The sequence below is a fragment of the Streptococcus oralis genome (assembly GCF_001983955.1).
GTDB lineage: Bacteria > Bacillota > Bacilli > Lactobacillales > Streptococcaceae > Streptococcus > Streptococcus jiangnanensis.
Window position 1 is genome coordinate 1,247,211 of record NZ_CP019562.1, and the last position, 19,845, is coordinate 1,267,055.

Consider the following 19,845-nt stretch of genomic DNA (forward strand, 5'->3'; position numbering starts at 1 on the left):
TCTAATCAATCCAGTAGTTTTTATCCCCTCCTGGGACTTGTTGCTCAATAGGTGGTGGAGTCATATAGTTTTCTCCAAATTCGTAGACAAGTATTTCATGGTATTTTCTCGGAACCTTGACCACAATGTCTTCATAGGGCATATCAATCAAATCATAGAGCCATTCTTTTTTTATACCATTTGGATAATAAGGGTCATAGATAGTACAAGTTAGATCTGTTGCTTGATCTACACTATACTTCAAAGCAAGACTCTCTAATTTTTGATTCCATAGCTGTGGGGAAGTTAAGCGGAAAATAGCTGATCCCATATAACGAGGGAGGTTTTTTAGTCCACCATTCTCAGACTTGATCCCTTTAAAATTCAAAGAAGAAAGGCGAATGAAATATTTGTAGAGTTTCATTTTTTTACGGTCACTTTCCTCTGTGACGACACCATCATATGGAAAAATGTCAACGCAAGTTCCCAATACGACCGTTGGGTCTACAAGGTTAGCATCTCGACGAGTCCTTACATCATAGACTCTCATATAACTGTATGGATATCCCTTTGTTTCTCTGAATGAAATCAATTTGTAGTAGGGATGATTTTCATTTTGTAAAACCTTGTAAAGTTTTTCAAATTCATCACGCGCTAAGGAAATATCTGTATCATCATCCCAAGGGATAAATCCTTTATGGCGTACAGCTCCTAGTAAGGTTCCAAAATCAATAAAGTATTTGATTTGATGTTGTTCACAAAGATCATGTAGATACTTTAAAATATCCAATTCTACTTGCTTTATTTCTTCAAGAGTTAAAGTTCTTTCAGACATAGGTTCTATTCTCCTAAATTTGACTATATTTTTAAACGTTTCTTAATCCCAATCTCGTCATTTAGACCTTTTAACAATCTTCCATAATTTAAAATCATGATGAGATACTCTTTGTTCAACCGGTGGCAATTGCATATAGTCTCCGTAGTCTGAGGTCAAAATTTCATGATAGTTTTTCGGAATGGTAAATTCCTTACCTTCAAATGTTCCAGTAGTAACTTGTTCCAGCCATTCACGTCTCCACACTGGTTTGTTCATATCCTTGTAGATAAGATAATCCACTTGCTCATAATCTGAGACTTTACGGAATTTTGCAAGCTCTTCAATCTGGGCAACGTATTTGTTCGTATTGGTGAAATAGAAAATAATAACTGACACATAGCGTAGCAGCGAATTCAGTACACTTTTCGTATTGGTAATGCCTTTAAAGGTGTAGCAACTCAATTGACGTTTCTTTATCAGTTTCGTCATCTTGTTTTTAAATTGTATGTCATCCTCGTAGCCATCTACAGGGAAAATATCTACATAGATTCCCATATTCGAATCGATGCGAACATCTTCTTCCAGCAAGTAGGTATGATTATCCTGCACTTTCATGAAGGGATAGACATAGTTGAGATTGTTTTTATAAGACATGACCTCGTAACGTTCATCAGGGTTAGCGATAAGGTAGTCTTGCAATTTTTCATAATCTTCTCGTAACATGCAGATATCCATGTCATCATCCCAAGGGATAAATCCTTGATGGCGTACAGCACCAATTAGACTTCCATATGCTAAGAAATACTTGACTCCAATTTTCTGACAAACTTCATGAATATACTCCATGATTCCAAGTTCCATTTGTTGAATTTCATTGATGTCTGTTACTTCTTGGTACCGAACTCCTTCATCTCGTTTGCAGACTACGAGTCCATAGCCAATCGCTAGCCAGAAGATGATATTAATAAAGTTGGTTGAATACATAATCTGACTTTCAAATAATTGACCAAACAAGATACCAAAGAATAGGATCATGATCAATTTATCAGTATGTTTCTTGGAAAAAATCAAATACGTTAAAAAGCGCTTGATGACATAAGCCAGTACAAGAAGGAAGGATACCAAACCTAGAACTCCCGAACTGACAAATATGGTCACAAAAATGTTATGGAAATTCCCACCGATAAGGGAGTTTTGAATCTCAAATTTACTGAAATATTCTGCGTAGTAATCTGGAACATTTCGTACACCATAACCAAAAATTGGTTTGGCACTTCCCATCTTGATGGCATTTTTCCAGATATAGGTTCTACCACTTGGTGTTGTTTCGATTAGATGGAGCTCACCGTTTTTCTTAGTGACAGACGAATCTGTCTCAGCATAGGATTGTCCATTGTTTAAATCTAACACAGTCGCAGTTTCAGATGAGATATAGATTGAAGTTACATAGCTTAATCCAATATTAGTTGCAGTGATCAGCAAACCAGCAACTATAAAAGTGAGGAATCGTTTAGCGATACTTCCTCTAGTAGCAAAGAAACTATAGAGTCCAATCATGAGAAGTAAAGAAAGTAAGGCTCCTCGACTTTGCATCGTTGCGAAGTAAACGAATTGAATCACATTGTTCAGTTTAAGATAAACAGAATATTTACTTCCTTTATGGATCAAATACATAGCCAAAATAATGCTAATGTATGAAAATATCGCACTAGCATTTGGATTGACAATCCCCCACAGACGTCCATTCATGACACCATAGTAATAAGATTGTTCGCCAATCTTAAATAGGATAAGGACTCTACTTACCAATAAACCAAACGCAAAAATTGCTGAAGAAAAAGATACAATTTGAACCGTATAGGCAATCCGGTCAAATAATTTTTTAAGTTGCCCTGATTGTAACATGGTAAATAATAAAACATAGGTTACCATGAAGAGAATTTCAATCACATTTCCAATTAAATGTCCAGAGCGATTGAAAACAGCTGATAGCAGATGACTTCCAGCTAAGAGTCCAAATAAGGATAGAAATTTGCGATCTGCTGTGATTTCTTTCCACTTAAACAATAAGGTATAGCAAATATAAAGCACTACAATCGCTGATAATCCCTTGTAGAGGGGATTTGCTATCTTATAAACCAGTGAACTCATACTTAAAATCGAAATAAAAACAAATAGATACGCAATCCATAGTTTTGATTTTTCAAAGTATTCATCCATTTTTGAAAAATTCATTTTCAACTCCTTCTCATGATATTAGTTTTTCAATCCAACAATTTTCTTATATAGCCATGGAGAAATGACAAGTGATAGGATCGCTACCTTGCGAAAAGTAGTGAAATAAGCATCCTTCCATATTTCGCGTCGGTGCTGAACAATCCAAGTCCTCAGCTCAGCTTTCTCCTTTTGATACTCTTCACGTGAAGTAAAGATAATTTTATCGTAAACTGTGATGTACGACCAACATTCTCTATTTATTAATTCGTATTTTAAATTAGGGAAGGTTTGTGAAACTTGAGCAATTATTTGCTGATAAACTTCTATCGTGTCAAATACATGTCGATTAACAGATGTCGTTGCACTTCCCTCACGATGATCATAATAATAAACAGGTTTGTCAATAAATACGCAACTGCATCTTGTCTTTAGTAGCAATTCAGTTAAAAATAGAGCATCTTCAGCTAGGTGATAATTGGTATTAAACTTTTCATCCGCAAGCAGGTCTCTCTTAAACAGTTTTGCAACTGGAAAAAATGATGTTCTGGTAGTCATCAGTAGTTCCTTCATGGTTTCTTCTGTTGACCAGAGTTCTGTTTTTCCAGAATGTGAAGGTAGGTCTGTTACAATTCCGTTTTTGATATGGTGCAGAGGAGCAATAACAAAGCCTACATTCAACCCTTCAACTGCACTTGCTAAAGTAGCTAGGTAATCTTGGGTAACGAAATCATCGCTATCAATAAAGGTAACCCAAGAACCCGTCGCTAGCTGAATTCCCATATTTCTAGCATTTGAAACACCAGCATTTTCGCTATGATAAACCTTGATATTCTCATACTGAGATGCTAAGTGATCACAGATCTGTCCACTAGAATCAGTAGAACCATCGTTGATTAGGATTAACTCAAAATGGGCATAAGTCTGTTGAAGAATTGACTCCACACATCGCTCCAGATAAGCCTCTACATTGTAGACTGGAACGACAACGCTTATTTTTTCTCCCATCATGCTCCATATTCTCCCTTGTACTCTGTGTAGCTCTTGTCCATGTCTGCTATAATAGCATCATGATGCGGTACCTGCTTGTCTGCTGGTGGCGGTGTCATATAGACCCCAAAAGCAGTGCTGAGATAAGCATCGTAGCCAACTGGAATAGGCATCTCAGTTCCTTCAAATGGCAAGAAAAGATTGTCTTCAAAGGATGCGATTGGGTATTTGTTTCGCATGTAGCCGGGACCTGAGCATAATTCCGTAATTCCATCGCTCTCAGCCAGACCATACTTGGTCATTTCTTTTTCAGCTTTTTTCCAAATGCGATAACGTAGAGGTTTTGGAGTCAGGCCGAGTAAGATGCGACTTCCCCATTTCATGATGGCACCATGCTTTTCTGGGACAGTTTGGGCGCAAAAGAGTGAATAAATCAAGGCCCAACGAACCTGTTTCTTACGCTCAGCTGGATTTTTAGGATAATAATCCAAAGGTAAAACATCCAAGGCCAAACCGTGTGGCAAATCCAAATCCTTCTGATAAGGCTTGATACAAGTGGTTTCCTTGTCACGAATGGTAATAAAAAGGTTACGGTCTACAAAATCTTTGTTACTCTTTGACAAGAAATAACGCTCGTCTGCATAACGTGGCCACAGCTCTGCTAATTTTTCATAGTCCTTACGTGGCATGAAAAAGTCCAAATCATCATCCCAAGGAATGAAACCCTTATTACGTAGGGCACCAATGGCTCCTCCACCACAGAGATAGCACAACAAATCATGTTCTTTACAAAATGCGACGAAATATTCAGCCATTTCCAGACTACGAGCCTGAATCGCTTTCAAATCACTCATGTCTCTCCTCTTCTGTCCAATAACGAGTTATATCGTTTTATTATACCATAAAAACGCCCTAAAAATCCATCAGATACTAAGAAAAATCAAAGCCTAAACCACTTTTTCACTAGTGATTCAAACTTTGATTTTTTTATAGTATTCTATCTCATTCCCATTTGGGCGAGTTTGGTCTGGTATTTATTTTGATCGACCAGAAGACCTTGCCCACCATAGATATCATAAGCGTCCACCCAGTCACCAAGTTCTGGGACGGTGAGTCTTTCAATGCCATTTTGAGCACCTTCTAGGACAGATAAGCCATTGGTTAACAAGAAGCTATAGGGTAAATTGGTCGAAGTCATCGCAAAGACTTTCCCAAGCGCCTCAGATCCTGTAAAGAGTTTGGTTGGATCTTTGATTTGCTCAAGAACGGCTGACATGACTTGTTGCTGACGTTTGGTACGTCCGTAGTCTCCTTCATCATCATCACGGAAGCGGGCATAGTTGAGTAAGGTAGAACCATTCATTTGCTGTTTTCCAACTTTGATGGTTTGAGTTGGCGACTCTGTTTCTGTTGCATGAAGGTCGTCTCCGACTGTGGCTTCTGTCAGAGGTTGACCATTCAGAGTTGAAAATTGAGCATCGATAGTCACTCCTTCAGGGAAAAGGGTGTCAATAGCTGTTGCAAAAGCCTGAAAGTCAACTAAGGCGTAGTACTTGATATCCAAGTCAAAATTATCTTTTAGAACCTTGCGGACCATTTCTGCCCCTTTTTGCCCTTCTTGTTCCCCAAGTTCATAGGCAACATTAAGTTTGTTATCTGTTTGTTTCTGGCCATTTACAATCTTACTATACCCGTCGATATACACTAAGTTGTCACGCATAAAGCTGACTAGTTTAATCTTCTTATCCGATCCACTGACATTCAGTACCATGATTGTGTCGGTACGGGTTTCTGCACTATTTTGACCGATACGGCCATCTGTCCCCATGACTAGGATATTCACACCATCTTTGGTATCTTGACCGTTAAAGACCTCTACTTGAGCTGCCTTGGCGTCAGCTGGCTTATTTGTTGGATTGGCTGCTGACTGGAACCCTCTAAGAAACATGAAAATCATCCCTGCAAGCACACAAGTAATCAACAGCAGGAACCAAGTCAATATTCGTTTGAAGCGAATTCTTCTCTTTTTCTTTTTGACTTTAGGTTGAGGAGCTACCTTTTCACGTTTCTTAGACCGGCTTCTACTGCCATAAGTCGGAAGATCAATATCTCTACCCCAAGATTCTTCTTTTTCTTCTTGGTAGAAATGGTGAACTTCAGACTTAGGACCTGCCATTTTCTGTTGCAGATAATCAAATTCCCTCCGTTCACGGTCATTGAGGTAATGAAAATTCTTAAAGAGATAGTCATAACGTAACTGCTCATGATGACTTAAGGGGCTTTCTTTGCTCATAGGCTCTCCTTTCCTAAATCCCTAATAGTGAAAATAGGGTAGGTTCCCAGTATCTTGTACTGGATCCCAATTGTTTCTAGTTCTTGTCTGGCAAAATGAACCAGCTCTTTCGCACTATAATCCACATCGATGATGAAAAAGTACTCACCTAGTGCCGTTTTGAGGGGACGACTTTCTATCTTGGTTAAATCAATACCTCGCCAAGCAAAGGTTGAAAGAGCCTTGTAAAGGGCACCGGGAAGGTTATCCGGTAAAGTTAAGGCCAAACTCATTTTTTCAGTTTGTGATTGCAAAGGGATAGCGGGAATCTCAGACCCTAAAACCCAAAAACGAGTGAAATTGGCTTCCATTTCTTGGATGTCTTCTGCTATCAATTCCAAACCATACTCTCTAGCTGAGTTTCTAGGCGCAATAGCCGCAAAAGCTTGGTCTGGATGTTCAGCGATAAAGCGGGCTGCATAGGCTGTGCTTGCCGTCACTTCAAGCTGGGCTTTTGGATAATGCTCCTCTATGAATTTCTTTCCTTGAGCCAAAGCTTGAGGGTGTGAAAAAATCTTATCAATCTTAGTATGACCAGGAACTGCCATCAGTTGCTGATGAATGGGTTGTACTATTTCTGCAACAGCCTGAATGTCCGCCTGATGAAAAAGATAGTCCAAGCTTTCATGCACACTTCCCTCAATGGAGTTTTCAACTGGCACCACCGAATAGTCCACCAATCCTTGTTCATAGGCCTTGATAACATCTGTGATATTGGCAAAGGCTTGTAATTCCTCATTAGGAAAAGCAGTCTGCACAACGTGGTGTGAAAATGATCCCTTGGGACCTAGATAGGCAATCTTCATCTCAGTTCCTCTATAATTTCCTCTGGGCTTAGCTTGGTCACATCTAGAATACGACTGGCTACTTCCTCATACCAAGCCTGCCTTTCTTGAAAAATCTCTCGCAACTCTTCCTTATTGTTGTTGAGAAAGAGCGGGCGCTGATTGTCCTTATCAGCTGAAATACGTTGGTAGAGGGTTTCAAAATCTGCTTTCAGATAAATGTTATCAGGATTAGTCTTAAGCAAGTCACGATTTCTCTGAGAAATGACAACTCCTCCACCAGTTGACACAACTCGGTCCGTTTTTAGTAAGTCCGCTAAAACTTCTGACTCCACCTGACGAAAGGCCACCTCTCCCTTTTCATCGAAAAATTCCGCAATGGACATACCCAAGCGCTCCTCAATCAAGGCATCCATATCTAGATAGTCTGGGTCCAATCCTCTAGCGATTGTCGACTTGCCAGCCCCCATAAATCCGAGTAATACCTTAGCCATGAATCAAGCTCTCCAAATCATCAAAGAAGCTAGGATAACTAGTATTGATGGCTTCTGCACGGTCAAGTTCCACATCTCCATCAACAACCAAGAGGGCCGCGATAGCCGTCATCATTCCGATACGGTGGTCACCAAAGGTATTGACTCTAGCACCATGAAGGGAGGATTTCCCTTTGATAATCATCCCATCTGCTGTAGGAGTGATATCCGCTCCCATGCTATTTAAAGCATCTGCCACCACCTGAATGCGGTCGGTTTCCTTGACCTTGAGTTCCTCAGCATCCTTAATGACCGTTACACCTTGTGCTTGTGTCGCGAGAAGAGCAATAATGGGCAATTCATCAATCAAGCGGGGAATCAAGGCTCCACCAATCTCTGTTCCTTTTAGGTCTGAAGATTCGACAGTCAGGGTTGCTGATTTAGCGACTGGATCGATTTCAGTTATTTCTAGTTTTCCACCCATGGCTCGAATGACATCAATAATACCAGTACGCGTTTCGTTGATGCCCACATTCTGCAGTACTACACGAGAATCTGGCACAATCAAACCTGCGACTAGCCAAAAGGCTGCACTAGAGATATCTCCTGGGACAACTACCTTTTGTCCAGTCAGTTTTTGCGGCCCTTGGACTGTGATTTTCTTTCCGTCCACACTTAATTGACCACCAAATTGCTGTAGCATATCTTCGGTGTGGTTGCGAGTACATTCTTTCTCGATAATAACGGACTCCCCCTGAGCCTGCAAGGCTGCAAATATCAAGGCAGACTTGACTTGGGCAGAGGCGATTGGCAACTCATAGTGAATCGGTTTTAGGTTTTTAGTACCTTTCAAGTGCAGAGGGGGCAGGTCTCGCTCTGTTTTACCAGAAATGCTGACTCCCATTTTTTTCAAGGGAAGGGTCACACGATCCATAGGACGTTTGGATAGACTGTCGTCTCCAAACATCTCTACTTCAAAATCTGCCCCAGCAAGTACACCTGAAATCAGACGAATCGATGTTCCAGAATTCCCCATATCCAAAGCATGTTGAGGAGCTTTAAGGCCATCCATCCCCACACCTTGAATGGTAATGACTCCATCTTTGTCCTCAATTTCAACACCAAGGTCACGAAAAACCTGCATGGTTGAAAGTACATCCTCGCCACGCAAAATATCATAAACCTTAGTCTCACCTTCAGCCAAACTTCCAAAGATAATCGAACGATGGCTGATGGACTTATCACCTGGAACTCGGATACTGCCATGTAAGTGACGAATGTTTGTTTTTAGTTTCATACCAGACCTCATACTTGCAATACTTTTTCTTATTTTATCACAAAAATGCTAGAAATTCTTGAAATTTCTAGCATTTTCTTGACTTTTATACCTGATTTAGATAGAGAACTAGAGGGAAATCTTTATTTTAACAAATCTGAAACAGGTTCAAAGATAATCTTTTCGATATCAGATAAGTAAATAGATAACTGTTGCTGTTTAGCAAAGAAATCAGATAATAGAGCGTTTTCTTGGATTTGCTTGCTGAAAGACTGCATCTTTTCTTGGAAAGAAGTATCTGGCATTTGTCCAGTTTGCGCCATGACTTGGATTTCTTGCTGGAAAGCAAGGTAGTCTGCAAAAATCTTGCTAGCTTGTTCATCAGCTTGGATAGCATCTTTGGCTGCCTTGACCGCCTTGTATTCTGGTAATTCACGTAACCCGCGGCTAAGTTCATTTGCACTATCGTAAATATTTGACATGATTTTCTCCTTATTTAATGACGACTGTGTAGTCCGTATTTTCTGAAATTAAGCGCTCAGCTCGTTCCAGATCCTGAGCATTTTTAAAGGAAATTTGGAGAATCCCGTGAACATCCTCACGGTTTTCCTCATTGATGTGGATATTGACTAGGGAAGTACCACGTAGCAATTCCAAAATTCGCAAGATGACATCTTCTTCATCGGGAACGTCGACATAGAGATCGTAAGAGCTATCCACACCGCCGCGCTTATGGATTTCCATTGCCTGCCGTTGCTCACGTGCTTGATTGAAAAAGTTCCAGATTTGCTCTTCATCTCCCTTGCTGATGGCTTGTCCAACCTCATCCAAACGCTCCTTGAAATCCTCAATTCGCTCTAGAATAGTCTCACGATTGGACAAGAGAATAGAAGTCCACATACCTGGCTCGCTTTCCGCAATCCGAGTCATATCTCGAAAACCACCCGCCGCAAAGCGTCTTGCCATCTCATGTTCTTGAGCATAGAGCGCTGTCTGCTCCATGAGGCTGGAAGCCAGAATATGCGGAAAATGGCTAATCTGAGAAGTCACTCGGTCATGCTCTTCAGCATCGATTTCAATGAAACGAGCATGAAGACCTGACAGCAAGTCTTTCATTTCTTCGAGCGTATCCGGAGTTGTCAGACTAGATGGCGTGAAGATATAATAGGCATTTTCAAAGAGGTTGACATCTGCAGAGGCCGCTCCTGTCTTATGACTACCTGCCATAGGATGAGCTCCAACAAAGCGAACAGGCTTATCTGCAAAACACTTCTCAGCTGTAGACACGATAGCTGACTTGGTCGAACCAGCATCTGAAATAATGACGCCTTCTTTCAAGTCTATAGTTGCCAACTCCTGGATAAATGCAATGGTCTGCTTGATTGGCAAAGTCAGAATGATGACATCTGCTAGAGGAGCAAAACTGGCAAAATCATCCGTTGCACGGTCAATTATCCCCCGCTCCAAGGCAATGTCTCTCGAAGCCTGACTACGATTGTAACCTAGAATTTCATAATCGGGATGATCGCGCTTGATACCAAGCGCCATCGAGGCACCAATCAAACCGAGACCAGCGATATAGATGGTTTTTGCCATAGAGACTCCTTAATAGTTCTTTGTATACTCACGGTGTTTGGCTACCGCTTCTTTTAATTCCTCTAGGTTGTCCGATGAGAATTTTTCAAGAATTTCCTGCGCCAGAACTGTTGCCACAACAGCCTCCATGACAACACCTGCTGCTGGAAGAGCCGTCGGATCACTTCTCTCCACGGTTGCCTTGTAAGGTTCGTGAGTCTCGATGTCCACACTCATCAATGGTTTATAGAGAGTGGGAATGGGTTTCATGACACCTCGAACAACGATGGGTTGCCCATTGGTCATACCACCTTCGAATCCACCCAGATTATTGGTACGACGAGTATATCCGTCTTCTTTAGACCAGAGAATTTCATCCATAACTTGGCTGCCTTTTCGGTTACCAGCTTCAAATCCAAGACCAAATTCCACCCCTTTAAAAGCGTTGATAGAAACAACTGCTTGGGCCAATCGCGCATCCAATTTTCTGTCCCATTGAACATAAGATCCAAGGCCAACTGGAACACCTCCGACGACTGTCTCCACAACACCACCGATGGTATCACCGTCACGTTTGATTTGGTCAATATAATCCTTGATTTCTTGTTCTCGTTCTTGGTTGACAATAGAAACTTCAGACTGGGCAGCTCGTTCCTTAATCTCAGCGACTGTTAGATCTTCAGGAACATCGATTTCCTTGCCGCCAAAGACAACAACATGGTTGGCGATTTCTATATCAAGCTCAGCCAAGAGGCGTTTGGCTACTGCTCCAACTGCCACTCGCATGGTGGTTTCACGAGCAGATGACCGTTCCAAGGAATTACGCAAATCGTCAAAACGGTACTTGATGCCCCCTACCAAGTCGGCATGACCTGGACGAGGATGGGTAATTTTTCGTTTGCTTTTAAGGCGTTCTTCTATGTCTTCTGCAGACATGATATCCAGCCATTTTTGGTGGTCTTTATTGACGACATCCATGGTAATGGGAGCCCCTGTCGTCTTCCCGTGGCGAACGCCAGAAGTAAAGACAACCTGGTCACTCTCAATCTTCATACGACCACCACGTCCGTAGCCACCCTGACGACGTTTCAAATCCTCATTGATGTCCTCCGCAGTCAAAGGAAGTCCAGCAGGAATTCCTTCAATGATAGCAGTCAGACGGGGGCCGTGTGATTCTCCCGCAGTTAAATATCTCATAGGCTCTCCTTATTTTACCAAGTAGTCTTTCATCTCTTCTAGGGAAACAGGGTGAATGGTCGCTGAACCAAGCTCTGGTACCAAGACCAGTTTCAAGGTGTTGCCACGCGCTTTCTTGTCATGAGTCAAAGCCTGATAAAGCTTGTCAACATCCCAGTTTTCATAGTCAACAGGTAGTCCAAATTTCTGACACATCTTTTTGATGGACTGGGTTATTCCTTCTGGCATGAGTTCTTTTCCCTCAGCAACCTTGGAAATCTGTACCATACCCATGGCCACAGCTTCACCATGCATGACCTTGCCATAACCGGCAGTCGCTTCAATAGCATGGCCAATAGTGTGCCCAAAATTGAGGTAAAGACGGACACCGTTGTCTAACTCATCCTCAACTACCATCTTGCGCTTCACCTGACAAGAATGTTCAATCAAAGTCTCTGCATGTTTCAGAATGCTCTCTACAGAACCGTCCATTTCCATCAGGAGATTCCAGAGTTCTACATCCTCAATCAAGCCATACTTGATGACCTCGCCCATCCCCTCAATCAGCTCTCTTTTTCCAAGCGTTTCTAGGACAAGCGGATCAATCAGAACCCCATCTGGTTGGGCAAAAGTTCCCACCATATTTTTAGCAAATGGAGTGTTAACGCCTGTCTTACCACCGATAGAAGAATCTACCTGGGCTGTCAAACTAGTCGGAATCTGAACAAAGTGAATCCCCCGCATATAGGTTGAGGCCACAAAGCCAGCTAGATCTCCAACGACACCACCACCGAGAGCCACGATTCCATCGCTACGAGTCAAACCCTGCTTAACTAGAAACTCATAGACTTTCTGAACAGTGGTTAAATTTTTTCGTTCTTCGCCTTCTAAAAAGTCAAAAACAGCTACCTGAAAACCAGCATCTTCTAGGCTGAGTTTAACCTTCTCTGCATAGAGAGAAGCTACATGGTTGTCGGTTACGATAACCACTTTTTGAGGTTGCCAGAGTTCTCGCAACCATTGACCTGCTTGCGATAGACAACCTTTTTCAATCTGAATATCATAGGGATGATTCGGAATATCGATTCTGATTTTCATAGTAGGGTCTCCTTTTCATTATTGGTATTTTTCTGTTAAGGACTGCCAAATCTCGTCTGTCGGCATTTCTTTACCTGTCCACAATTGAAAAGCTTCGGCGGCTTGATAGAGCAACATCCCCAGACCATTGACAGCTGGATTGCCCTGACTTTTAGCCCATTTCAAAAATGGAGTTTCAAAGGGTTGGTAAATGATATCTGCAACCAAGAGAGTTTCCGGCAAATTGATGCTTTCTGAAACTGGTGACGACTGGCCATCCATGCCCACACTGGTGGCATTGACTAGTAAGTGCGAATCGGCAATCCTTGCTTGCAAGACAGAAACATCTTCTAAAGCATACAAGTCCACTTTAAATCCTGTTTGCTCCTGCAACTTGTCTAGATAAGGTCTTGTTTTTTCCATGGAAACTGAACGAACAAAGACTGAAATCTGACTGACGCCATTCAAAATAGCCTGCGCCAAAATGGACTTGGCCGCACCACCTACCCCCAGAATGGTCATTTTCTTATCCGAAATTGTAAAAGAAGGCAAGCTCTTAAAAAATCCCTTGCCATCTGTATTATATCCAATTAACGTTCCATCTTGATTAACAACTGTGTTGACCGCCCCAATCAAACGAGCCTCATCACTCAACTCATCCAGATAAGGAATCACTTGCTCCTTGTAAGGCATAGACAGGTTGATGCCAAACATCTGGTAACGGCGAATATTGGCGACTGTTTCTGCCAAATCACCCGCTTCAATCTCCCAAGCTACATAGGCGCCATTAATAGCTGTCGCCTCAAAGGCCCTATTGTGGATAAAGGGTGAAATAGAGTGTTTGATAGGATTGGCAACAACTGCAGCTAAACGTGTATAGCCATCAAGCTTCATCCAAAATCTCCCTGATTTTCTTCATGTTTGATAGCGAAATCTGACCTGGGGCACTCGCTTCATCCAGACTAGCAAATGACCAACTTGAACCCGTCACATCTGAAGTGATACGGGATACCTTGCCCATTTTCCCCATGGAAATGGTCACGTACTCTTGTTCAGGATTGAGTGTTTTAAATCCTCGAGTGTAATTCATCAGGTCTAAAACATCCTGCTCCGTATGGGCCATAACTGATACCTTGACCACTTTTGGAGAGAGACTGGTCAACTCAGACAGGATTTCCATCATATTTTCAGGTGTCTCCTGGAAATTATGGTAACTCAAAACAAGATTTGGAAAATCCAACATTTCCTCAAAAACGTCCTTGTAGCTGAAATACTCAAAATCTACATAATCCGGCTGATAAAGCTGAGTAACTTCCTTGATGATTTGAACATACTCTTCTGAGGAAAGTTCGATTTCTCCTCCCTCAGCGCGGGTCCGAAGGGTAAAGACAAGTTCGCGTCCTGCAAATTTCTCAAAGATAGCGGGTGCTACCTGTAAAATAGCGTCCTTTGCAAGAAAGTCCGCACGCCACTCAATGATATCGGCATCTTCATACCTAGTTGCATCCAGTTCTTGCGCTTCTTCTAAACTTCTTGGCATCACTGAAACGATTAATTTCATCTACTAACCTTCATACTAATCACCTTGAGGTAATTACTGCTTTCATCTTTTTTATTATGGGCAAAGTCAGCTGGAAGACCATATTGGTTCAAGATCTGATACCTTCTTCCTGCAAAACCTTTATCAATTTGTTCTGTAAATTTCTGGCGGGAAACATTGGCAGCATTGGTACTGGCAATGATAATGCCTCCCAGATTTAAAATCTCTAGACTCTGGGAAATCAACTTGTGATAGTCCTTAGCTACAGAGAATGTTTGTTTTTTATTGCGGGCAAAGCTCGGCGGATCAAGCACAATCACATCATAGGTCAAGCCTTTTCGCTTGGCATACTTGAAGTACTCAAAAACATCCATGACGATAAAACGGTGATTGTCTGTGCTAAGTCCATTTGCCTGAAAATGAGCTTCTGACAGCTCTATCGATCGTTTTGCCAAGTCGACAGAAGTCGTCTCACTAGCGCCTCCCATAGCTGCAGCAACTGAAAAGGCAGCCGTATAGGAAAACATATTGAGCAAAGATTTGCCCATGGCTAGACCGTCAACCAGACTCCCACGAACCTCATGCTGGTCTAGGAAAATCCCTGTCATCAAGCCATCATTCATAAAGACTTGATAGAGCACGCCATTCTCAAGAACAGTAAAGTAGTCTGGCGCTTTCTCACCATAAACATGAGCAGACTCGTAATCTAGACCTTTAAAACGAATCTTTTCATATGCACCCAAAACCTCAGGAAAAACTTCCTTAAAAGCCTTTACGATCAGCTCACGAATCTGGTAAATAAAGGAGTTGTACCAAGAAAAGACAGCATAATCTCCGTAGAGATCAACAGTCAGACCCCCAAAACCATCTCCCTCTTGGTTAAAAAGGCGAAAAGCAGTGGTCAAATCATCCTGATAATAAGGCTTTCTAGCTTCCTTGGCCTTACGAAACAGAATTTCAAAAAAGGCTTGATTGAAACGAACCTTTTCCTTGCTGATGAACCAACCGATTCCCTTGTTCTGCTGAGAAAGATAGGCACTCCCTAAAAACTTCCCGTCTTGACTAAGAACTTCTACTGCCTGATCCGTCAGTTCAATATCTGTTAAATCACTTGCTTCCAAAAGAACTAGACCCTTAGCTAGCTTTTTTTCAACACGTCTGCTGACCCTAATTCTATTCATAGCTACTATTATAGCAAATTTTGTGACAATTCTCAAAAAAGAAACCGTTTAACCAGTTGTACTTTAGTTTACTGAGTGTCATTTTTGTTAAAATAAGTATATGCCATTTACTTTTCCACCAAAACATCCTTTCCCTTATAATGGAAAGTGAGATTCTATTCGCTAAAAATAGACAATTTCAGAAATGAGTATAGAATCTTGCGCAAACGTTTGCCTGGTTCTAAACTTTATGGTAGAATAAAACACAACATTGATAAGCAAGAGGAAAAACAATGCAAAATCAGACACTTATGCAATACTTTGAATGGTATTTGCCTCACGACGGCCAACACTGGCCTCGACTGACAAATGACGCAGAACACCTAGCAAACCTTGGTATCAGCCATGTCTGGATGCCACCTGCCTTCAAGGCGACTAACGAAAAAGATGTCGGCTATGGTGTTTACGATCTTTTTGACCTAGGTGAATTTCACCAAAAAGGGACTGTCCGTACCAAGTATGGGTTTAAAGAAGACTATCTTCAAGCCATTCAAGCCCTGAAGGAACAGGGAATTCAACCTATGGCCGATGTGGTGCTCAATCACAAGGCTGCTGCCGATCATATGGAAGCCTTTCAGGTTATTGAAGTGGATCCTGAGGATCGTACCGTTCAACTAAGCGAGCCCTTTACTATCAATGGCTGGACTCACTTTACTTTCGATGGTCGCAAAGACACCTACAATGACTTCCACTGGCACTGGTACCACTTCACAGGTACAGACTACGATGCCAAGCGCCGTAAGTCTGGCATTTATCTGATCCAGGGAGACAATAAAGGTTGGGCAAATGAGGAATTGGTCGATAACGAAAACGGTAACTACGACTACCTCATGTATGCCGACCTAGACTTTAAACATCCTGAAGTCATCCAAAATATCTATGACTGGGCTGACTGGTTCATGGAAACGACTGGTGTAGCTGGTTTCCGCTTGGATGCCGTTAAACACATCGACTCCTTCTTTATGGGCAATTTCATTCGTGATATGAAGGAAAAATACGGTCAAGATTTCTATGTTTTTGGGGAATTTTGGAACCCAGATAAGGAAGCCAATCTAGACTATCTCGAGAAAATAGAAGAACGTTTTGACCTTGTCGATGTTCGCCTCCACCAAAACCTCTTTGAAGCTAGCCATTCTGGAGCAAGCTACGACCTTCGTAACATTTTCACAGATAGCTTGGTTGAACTCAAGCCTGACAAAGCAGTCACTTTCGTTGACAACCATGATACCCAACGAGGACAAGCACTTGAGTCTACTGTTGAAGAATGGTTCAAACCAGCAGCCTATGCCCTTATTCTATTACGTCAAGATGGGCTTCCATGTATCTTTTACGGAGATTATTATGGCATTTCAGGAAAATACGCTCAACAAGATTTCAGAGAAGTTCTTGACCGTCTCCTAGCCATCCGAAAAGACTTGGCCTATGGAGAGCAAACAGACTACTTTGACGATGCCAACTGTATTGGATGGGTTCGTTCAGGCGCTGAAAACCAATCCCCGATCGCTGTCCTTATCTCAAATGACCAAGAAAACAGCAAATCCATGTTTGTCGGTCAAGAATGGGCTGAGCAGACTTTTGTTGATCTCCTTGAAAATCATCCAGCACAAGTTACAATCAATGCTGAAGGTTATGGAGAATTTCCAGTAGCAGCGGGTTCAGTCAGTGTCTGGGCAGCAAAATAAACCTATCAGGTACAAGTCAAATCCAACCGGATTTGGCTTTTTTGTATGCACAAAAAGACCTACCCAAATGGATAGATCTTTATTGTCTTATAATTTACCTGCTACTGCATCCAAGAGTTCTTGGATTTTCGCTTGGTTGCTTCCTCCTGCCATGGCCATGTCTGGTTTACCACCACCACGTCCATCGACGATTGGAGCCAATTCTTTGACAAGGTTTCCTGCATGCACATCTTTTGTCTTGCTAGCTACAAGAACGTTCACCTTGTCACCGATAGCTGCAACTAGGACAAGCACATCAGAGTAGTCTTTTTGTTTCCAGTTATCCGCAAAGGTACGAAGGGCACCTGCATCGGATACAGAAACTTGACTAGCAATGTAACGGTGACCATTTGCTTCTTGAACATTCTTGAAGACATCACCTGCTGCCGCTGCCGCTGCTTTTTCTTTCAACTCAGCATTTTCTTTTTGGAGCTGACGAAGTTGTTCTTGAAGTCCTTCAACCTTATGAGGTACTTCTTTGAGTTGAGGTGCTTTCAAGGTTGCTGCGACGGCTTTCAGAGCGTCTTCTTGTTCGCGGTAGGCTTCAAAGGCTTCCTTACCAGTCACTGCCAAGATACGGCGGGTACCTGAACCGATTCCTTCTTCTTTGACAATCTTGAAGAGACCGATTTCAGAAGTGTTGCCAACGTGGGTACCACCACAAAGCTCAACTGAGTAATCACCGATGGTCACAACGCGGACTTCTTTACCGTATTTCTCACCAAAGAGGGCCATGGCTCCCATTTCTTTAGCAGTGTCAATATCTGTCTCAACAGTTTCTACTGCAATTGCTTCCCAGATTTTCTCATTGACTTGCTGTTCAATGGCGCGCAATTCTTCAGGAGTTACGGCTTGGAAGTGCGTAAAGTCAAAGCGAAGGAATTCAACTTCGTTCAGAGATCCTGCTTGTGTCGCATGGTGACCAAGGATATTGTGAAGGGCAGCGTGAAGCAAGTGAGTCGCAGTGTGGTTTTTCATGACACGGTGACGACGATTTTTATCAATACTGAGTTTATAGTTTTTGTCCAAAGAAAGAGGTGCAAGAACTTCAACCGTATGCAATGGCTGTCCGTTTGGTGCTTTTTGAACATCTGTAACTTTGGCTACAAGTTTTCCTTCGGAATTATGGATTTTACCATGGTCAGAAACCTGTCCACCCATTTCAGCGTAGAATGGCGTTTCTGAAAATATGAGGGAGGCAGTGCCTTCTGATACAGCTTTTACCTCAACATTGTCAGCTACGATAGCTACAAGTCTACTACCTAGTTTTTCTTTTTTATAGTTAAAGCGACTTTCCACTGTAATGTTTTGAAGGGTTTCATTTTGCATAGCCATTGAGCCACCTTTGACAGCTGACGCACGCGCACGTTCTTGTTGCTCTTTCATGGCTGCTTCAAAACCTTCACGGTCTACAGTCATACCAGCTTCTTCAGCGATTTCTTCTGTCAACTCAACTGGAAATCCATATGTATCGTAGAGTTTGAAGACATCTTGCCCCGCGATAACGTTTTGACCTTTCGCTTTCAAATCAGCTACGATGCCTTGGGCAAAGTGTTGACCTGAATGAAGGGTACGGGCAAATGACTCTTCCTCGCTCTTAACGATTTTCTCGATAAAGTCTCGTTTTTCAAGGACTTCTGGATAGTAGCTTTCCATGATTTTTCCAACAGTTGGAACTAATTTGTAAAGGAAAGGCTCGTTGATGCCCAATTTTTGACCGTGCATAGAAGCACGACGGAGCAAACGACGAAGGACATAACCACGACCTTCATTTCCAGGAAGGGCACCATCACCGATGGCAAATGAAAGAGAACGGATATGGTCAGCAATGACCTTGAAGCTCATGTTGTCGCCATCTTGGTCATAAACCTTACCAGACAATTTCTCAACTTCACGGATGATTGGCATGAAGAGGTCTGTTTCAAAGTTTGTCTTAGCCCCTTGGATAACTGCCACCAAACGCTCCAAACCAGCACCCGTATCAATATTCTTGTGTGGCAATTCCTTGTACTCACTACGAGGAACAGCAGGGTCTGCGTTAAATTGTGACAAAACGATGTTCCAGATTTCGATGTAACGATCGTTTTCGATATCCTCTGCAAGCAGACGAATACCGATGTTTTCTGGGTCAAAGGCTTCTCCACGGTCAAAGAAGATTTCTGTATCAGGTCCAGAAGGTCCCGCACCAATTTCCCAGAAGTTGTCTTCGATTGGAATCAAGTGGCTTGGGTCCACTCCTACTTCAATCCAGCGGTTGTAAGAATCTTTATCTTCAGGATAGTAGGTCATATAAAGTTTTTCAGATGGGAAATCAAACCATTCAGGGCTTGTCAAAAGCTCGTAAGCCCAAGTGATGGCTTCGTCACGGAAGTAATCCCCGATAGAGAAGTTCCCCAACATTTCAAACATAGTATGGTGACGCGCAGTCTTCCCTACGTTTTCAATATCGTTAGTACGGATAGCTTTTTGCGCATTGGTGATACGTGGATTTTCAGGAATGATGGTTCCGTCAAAATATTTCTTAAGGGTTGCTACCCCAGAGTTGATCCACAAAAGAGTTGGGTCGTTTACTGGAACCAAGCTGACTGATGGTTCTACAGAGTGACCTTTGCTTGCCCAGAAATCTAGCCACATTTGGCGAACTTGAGCACTAGATAGTTGTTTCATAAT

The 19,845-nt window shown here is 42.2% G+C and carries 17 protein-coding genes; 1 reads left to right on the forward strand and 16 read right to left on the reverse strand.

Going from position 1 to position 19,845, the window contains the following annotated elements; translation table 11 throughout:
• Position 1: 1 nt before the first annotated feature.
• The 15 genes from BWR56_RS06100 to BWR56_RS06170 all read right to left on the reverse strand — a co-directional run bounded on the left by BWR56_RS06100 (position 2) and on the right by BWR56_RS06170 (position 15,415).
• Positions 2-814 carry a LicD family protein gene (locus tag BWR56_RS06100; protein ID WP_002881745.1) on the reverse strand — a complete coding sequence of 271 codons (813 nt, stop codon included), beginning with the start codon at positions 812-814 and terminating at the stop codon, positions 2-4.
• A gap of 57 nt (positions 815-871) precedes the next feature.
• Complete coding sequence (locus BWR56_RS06105) at positions 872-3,031, reverse strand: LicD family protein (RefSeq protein WP_076984659.1); 2,160 nt, start codon at positions 3,029-3,031, stop codon at positions 872-874.
• Positions 3,032-3,052: 21 nt separating this feature from the next.
• The gene (locus tag BWR56_RS06110; protein ID WP_076984660.1) at positions 3,053-4,021 is read right to left on the reverse strand and encodes a glycosyltransferase family 2 protein; all 969 of its coding nucleotides are present in this window, start codon (positions 4,019-4,021) and stop codon (positions 3,053-3,055) included.
• On the reverse strand, positions 4,018-4,854 hold the full coding sequence (locus tag BWR56_RS06115) for a LicD family protein (RefSeq protein WP_076984661.1): 837 nt from the start codon (positions 4,852-4,854) through the stop codon (positions 4,018-4,020). Before BWR56_RS06115 ends, BWR56_RS06110 begins: the two co-directional genes overlap by 4 nt.
• Before the next feature lie 143 nt (positions 4,855-4,997).
• Positions 4,998-6,293 carry an LCP family protein gene (locus BWR56_RS06120; RefSeq protein ID WP_076984662.1) on the reverse strand — a complete coding sequence of 432 codons (1,296 nt, stop codon included), beginning with the start codon at positions 6,291-6,293 and terminating at the stop codon, positions 4,998-5,000.
• Positions 6,290-7,138: a prephenate dehydratase gene (gene pheA / locus BWR56_RS06125; RefSeq protein WP_076984663.1), complete on the reverse strand. Its 849-nt coding sequence runs from the start codon at positions 7,136-7,138 to the stop codon at positions 6,290-6,292. Before pheA ends, BWR56_RS06120 begins: the two co-directional genes overlap by 4 nt.
• Complete coding sequence (locus BWR56_RS06130) at positions 7,135-7,611, reverse strand: shikimate kinase (protein WP_076984664.1); 477 nt, start codon at positions 7,609-7,611, stop codon at positions 7,135-7,137. Before BWR56_RS06130 ends, pheA begins: the two co-directional genes overlap by 4 nt.
• Positions 7,604-8,887 carry a 3-phosphoshikimate 1-carboxyvinyltransferase gene (aroA, locus tag BWR56_RS06135; RefSeq protein ID WP_076984665.1) on the reverse strand — a complete coding sequence of 428 codons (1,284 nt, stop codon included), beginning with the start codon at positions 8,885-8,887 and terminating at the stop codon, positions 7,604-7,606. The genes BWR56_RS06130 and aroA overlap by 8 nt, the downstream gene beginning before the upstream one ends.
• A 122-nt stretch (positions 8,888-9,009) precedes the next feature.
• A complete protein-coding gene (locus tag BWR56_RS06140) occupies positions 9,010-9,348 on the reverse strand; it encodes a YlbF/YmcA family competence regulator (protein WP_076984666.1) in 339 nt (112 codons plus the stop codon).
• Positions 9,349-9,358: 10 nt separating this feature from the next.
• A complete protein-coding gene (locus tag BWR56_RS06145) occupies positions 9,359-10,462 on the reverse strand; it encodes a prephenate dehydrogenase (RefSeq protein ID WP_076984667.1) in 1,104 nt (367 codons plus the stop codon).
• A 9-nt stretch (positions 10,463-10,471) separates the two neighbouring features.
• Positions 10,472-11,638 (reverse strand): chorismate synthase, encoded by a 1,167-nt coding sequence (aroC, locus tag BWR56_RS06150; RefSeq protein ID WP_076984668.1) that lies wholly within the window; start codon positions 11,636-11,638, stop codon positions 10,472-10,474.
• Between the two features lie 9 nt (positions 11,639-11,647).
• On the reverse strand, positions 11,648-12,715 hold the full coding sequence (gene aroB, locus BWR56_RS06155) for a 3-dehydroquinate synthase (RefSeq protein WP_076984669.1): 1,068 nt from the start codon (positions 12,713-12,715) through the stop codon (positions 11,648-11,650).
• A gap of 18 nt (positions 12,716-12,733) precedes the next feature.
• Positions 12,734-13,588 carry a shikimate dehydrogenase gene (locus BWR56_RS06160; protein WP_076984670.1) on the reverse strand — a complete coding sequence of 285 codons (855 nt, stop codon included), beginning with the start codon at positions 13,586-13,588 and terminating at the stop codon, positions 12,734-12,736.
• Positions 13,578-14,255: a type I 3-dehydroquinate dehydratase gene (gene aroD / locus BWR56_RS06165; protein ID WP_000767776.1), complete on the reverse strand. Its 678-nt coding sequence runs from the start codon at positions 14,253-14,255 to the stop codon at positions 13,578-13,580. Before aroD ends, BWR56_RS06160 begins: the two co-directional genes overlap by 11 nt.
• Positions 14,252-15,415, reverse strand: a complete 1,164-nt coding sequence (locus tag BWR56_RS06170) for a class I SAM-dependent rRNA methyltransferase (protein WP_196769358.1) — start codon at positions 15,413-15,415, stop codon at positions 14,252-14,254. Before BWR56_RS06170 ends, aroD begins: the two co-directional genes overlap by 4 nt.
• Positions 15,416-15,687: 272 nt before the next feature.
• On the opposite strand from BWR56_RS06170, the gene BWR56_RS06175 reads away from it, so the two are divergent.
• A complete protein-coding gene (locus tag BWR56_RS06175; protein WP_049505510.1) occupies positions 15,688-17,136 on the forward strand; it encodes an alpha-amylase in 1,449 nt (482 codons plus the stop codon).
• Positions 17,137-17,223: 87 nt separating this feature from the next.
• Here BWR56_RS06175 and alaS read toward each other — a convergent pair whose 3' ends face one another.
• Positions 17,224-19,842, reverse strand: coding sequence for an alanine--tRNA ligase (alaS, locus tag BWR56_RS06180; protein ID WP_076984671.1), 2,619 nt, complete (start codon positions 19,840-19,842; stop codon positions 17,224-17,226).
• Between the last annotated feature and the right edge of the window lie 3 nt (positions 19,843-19,845).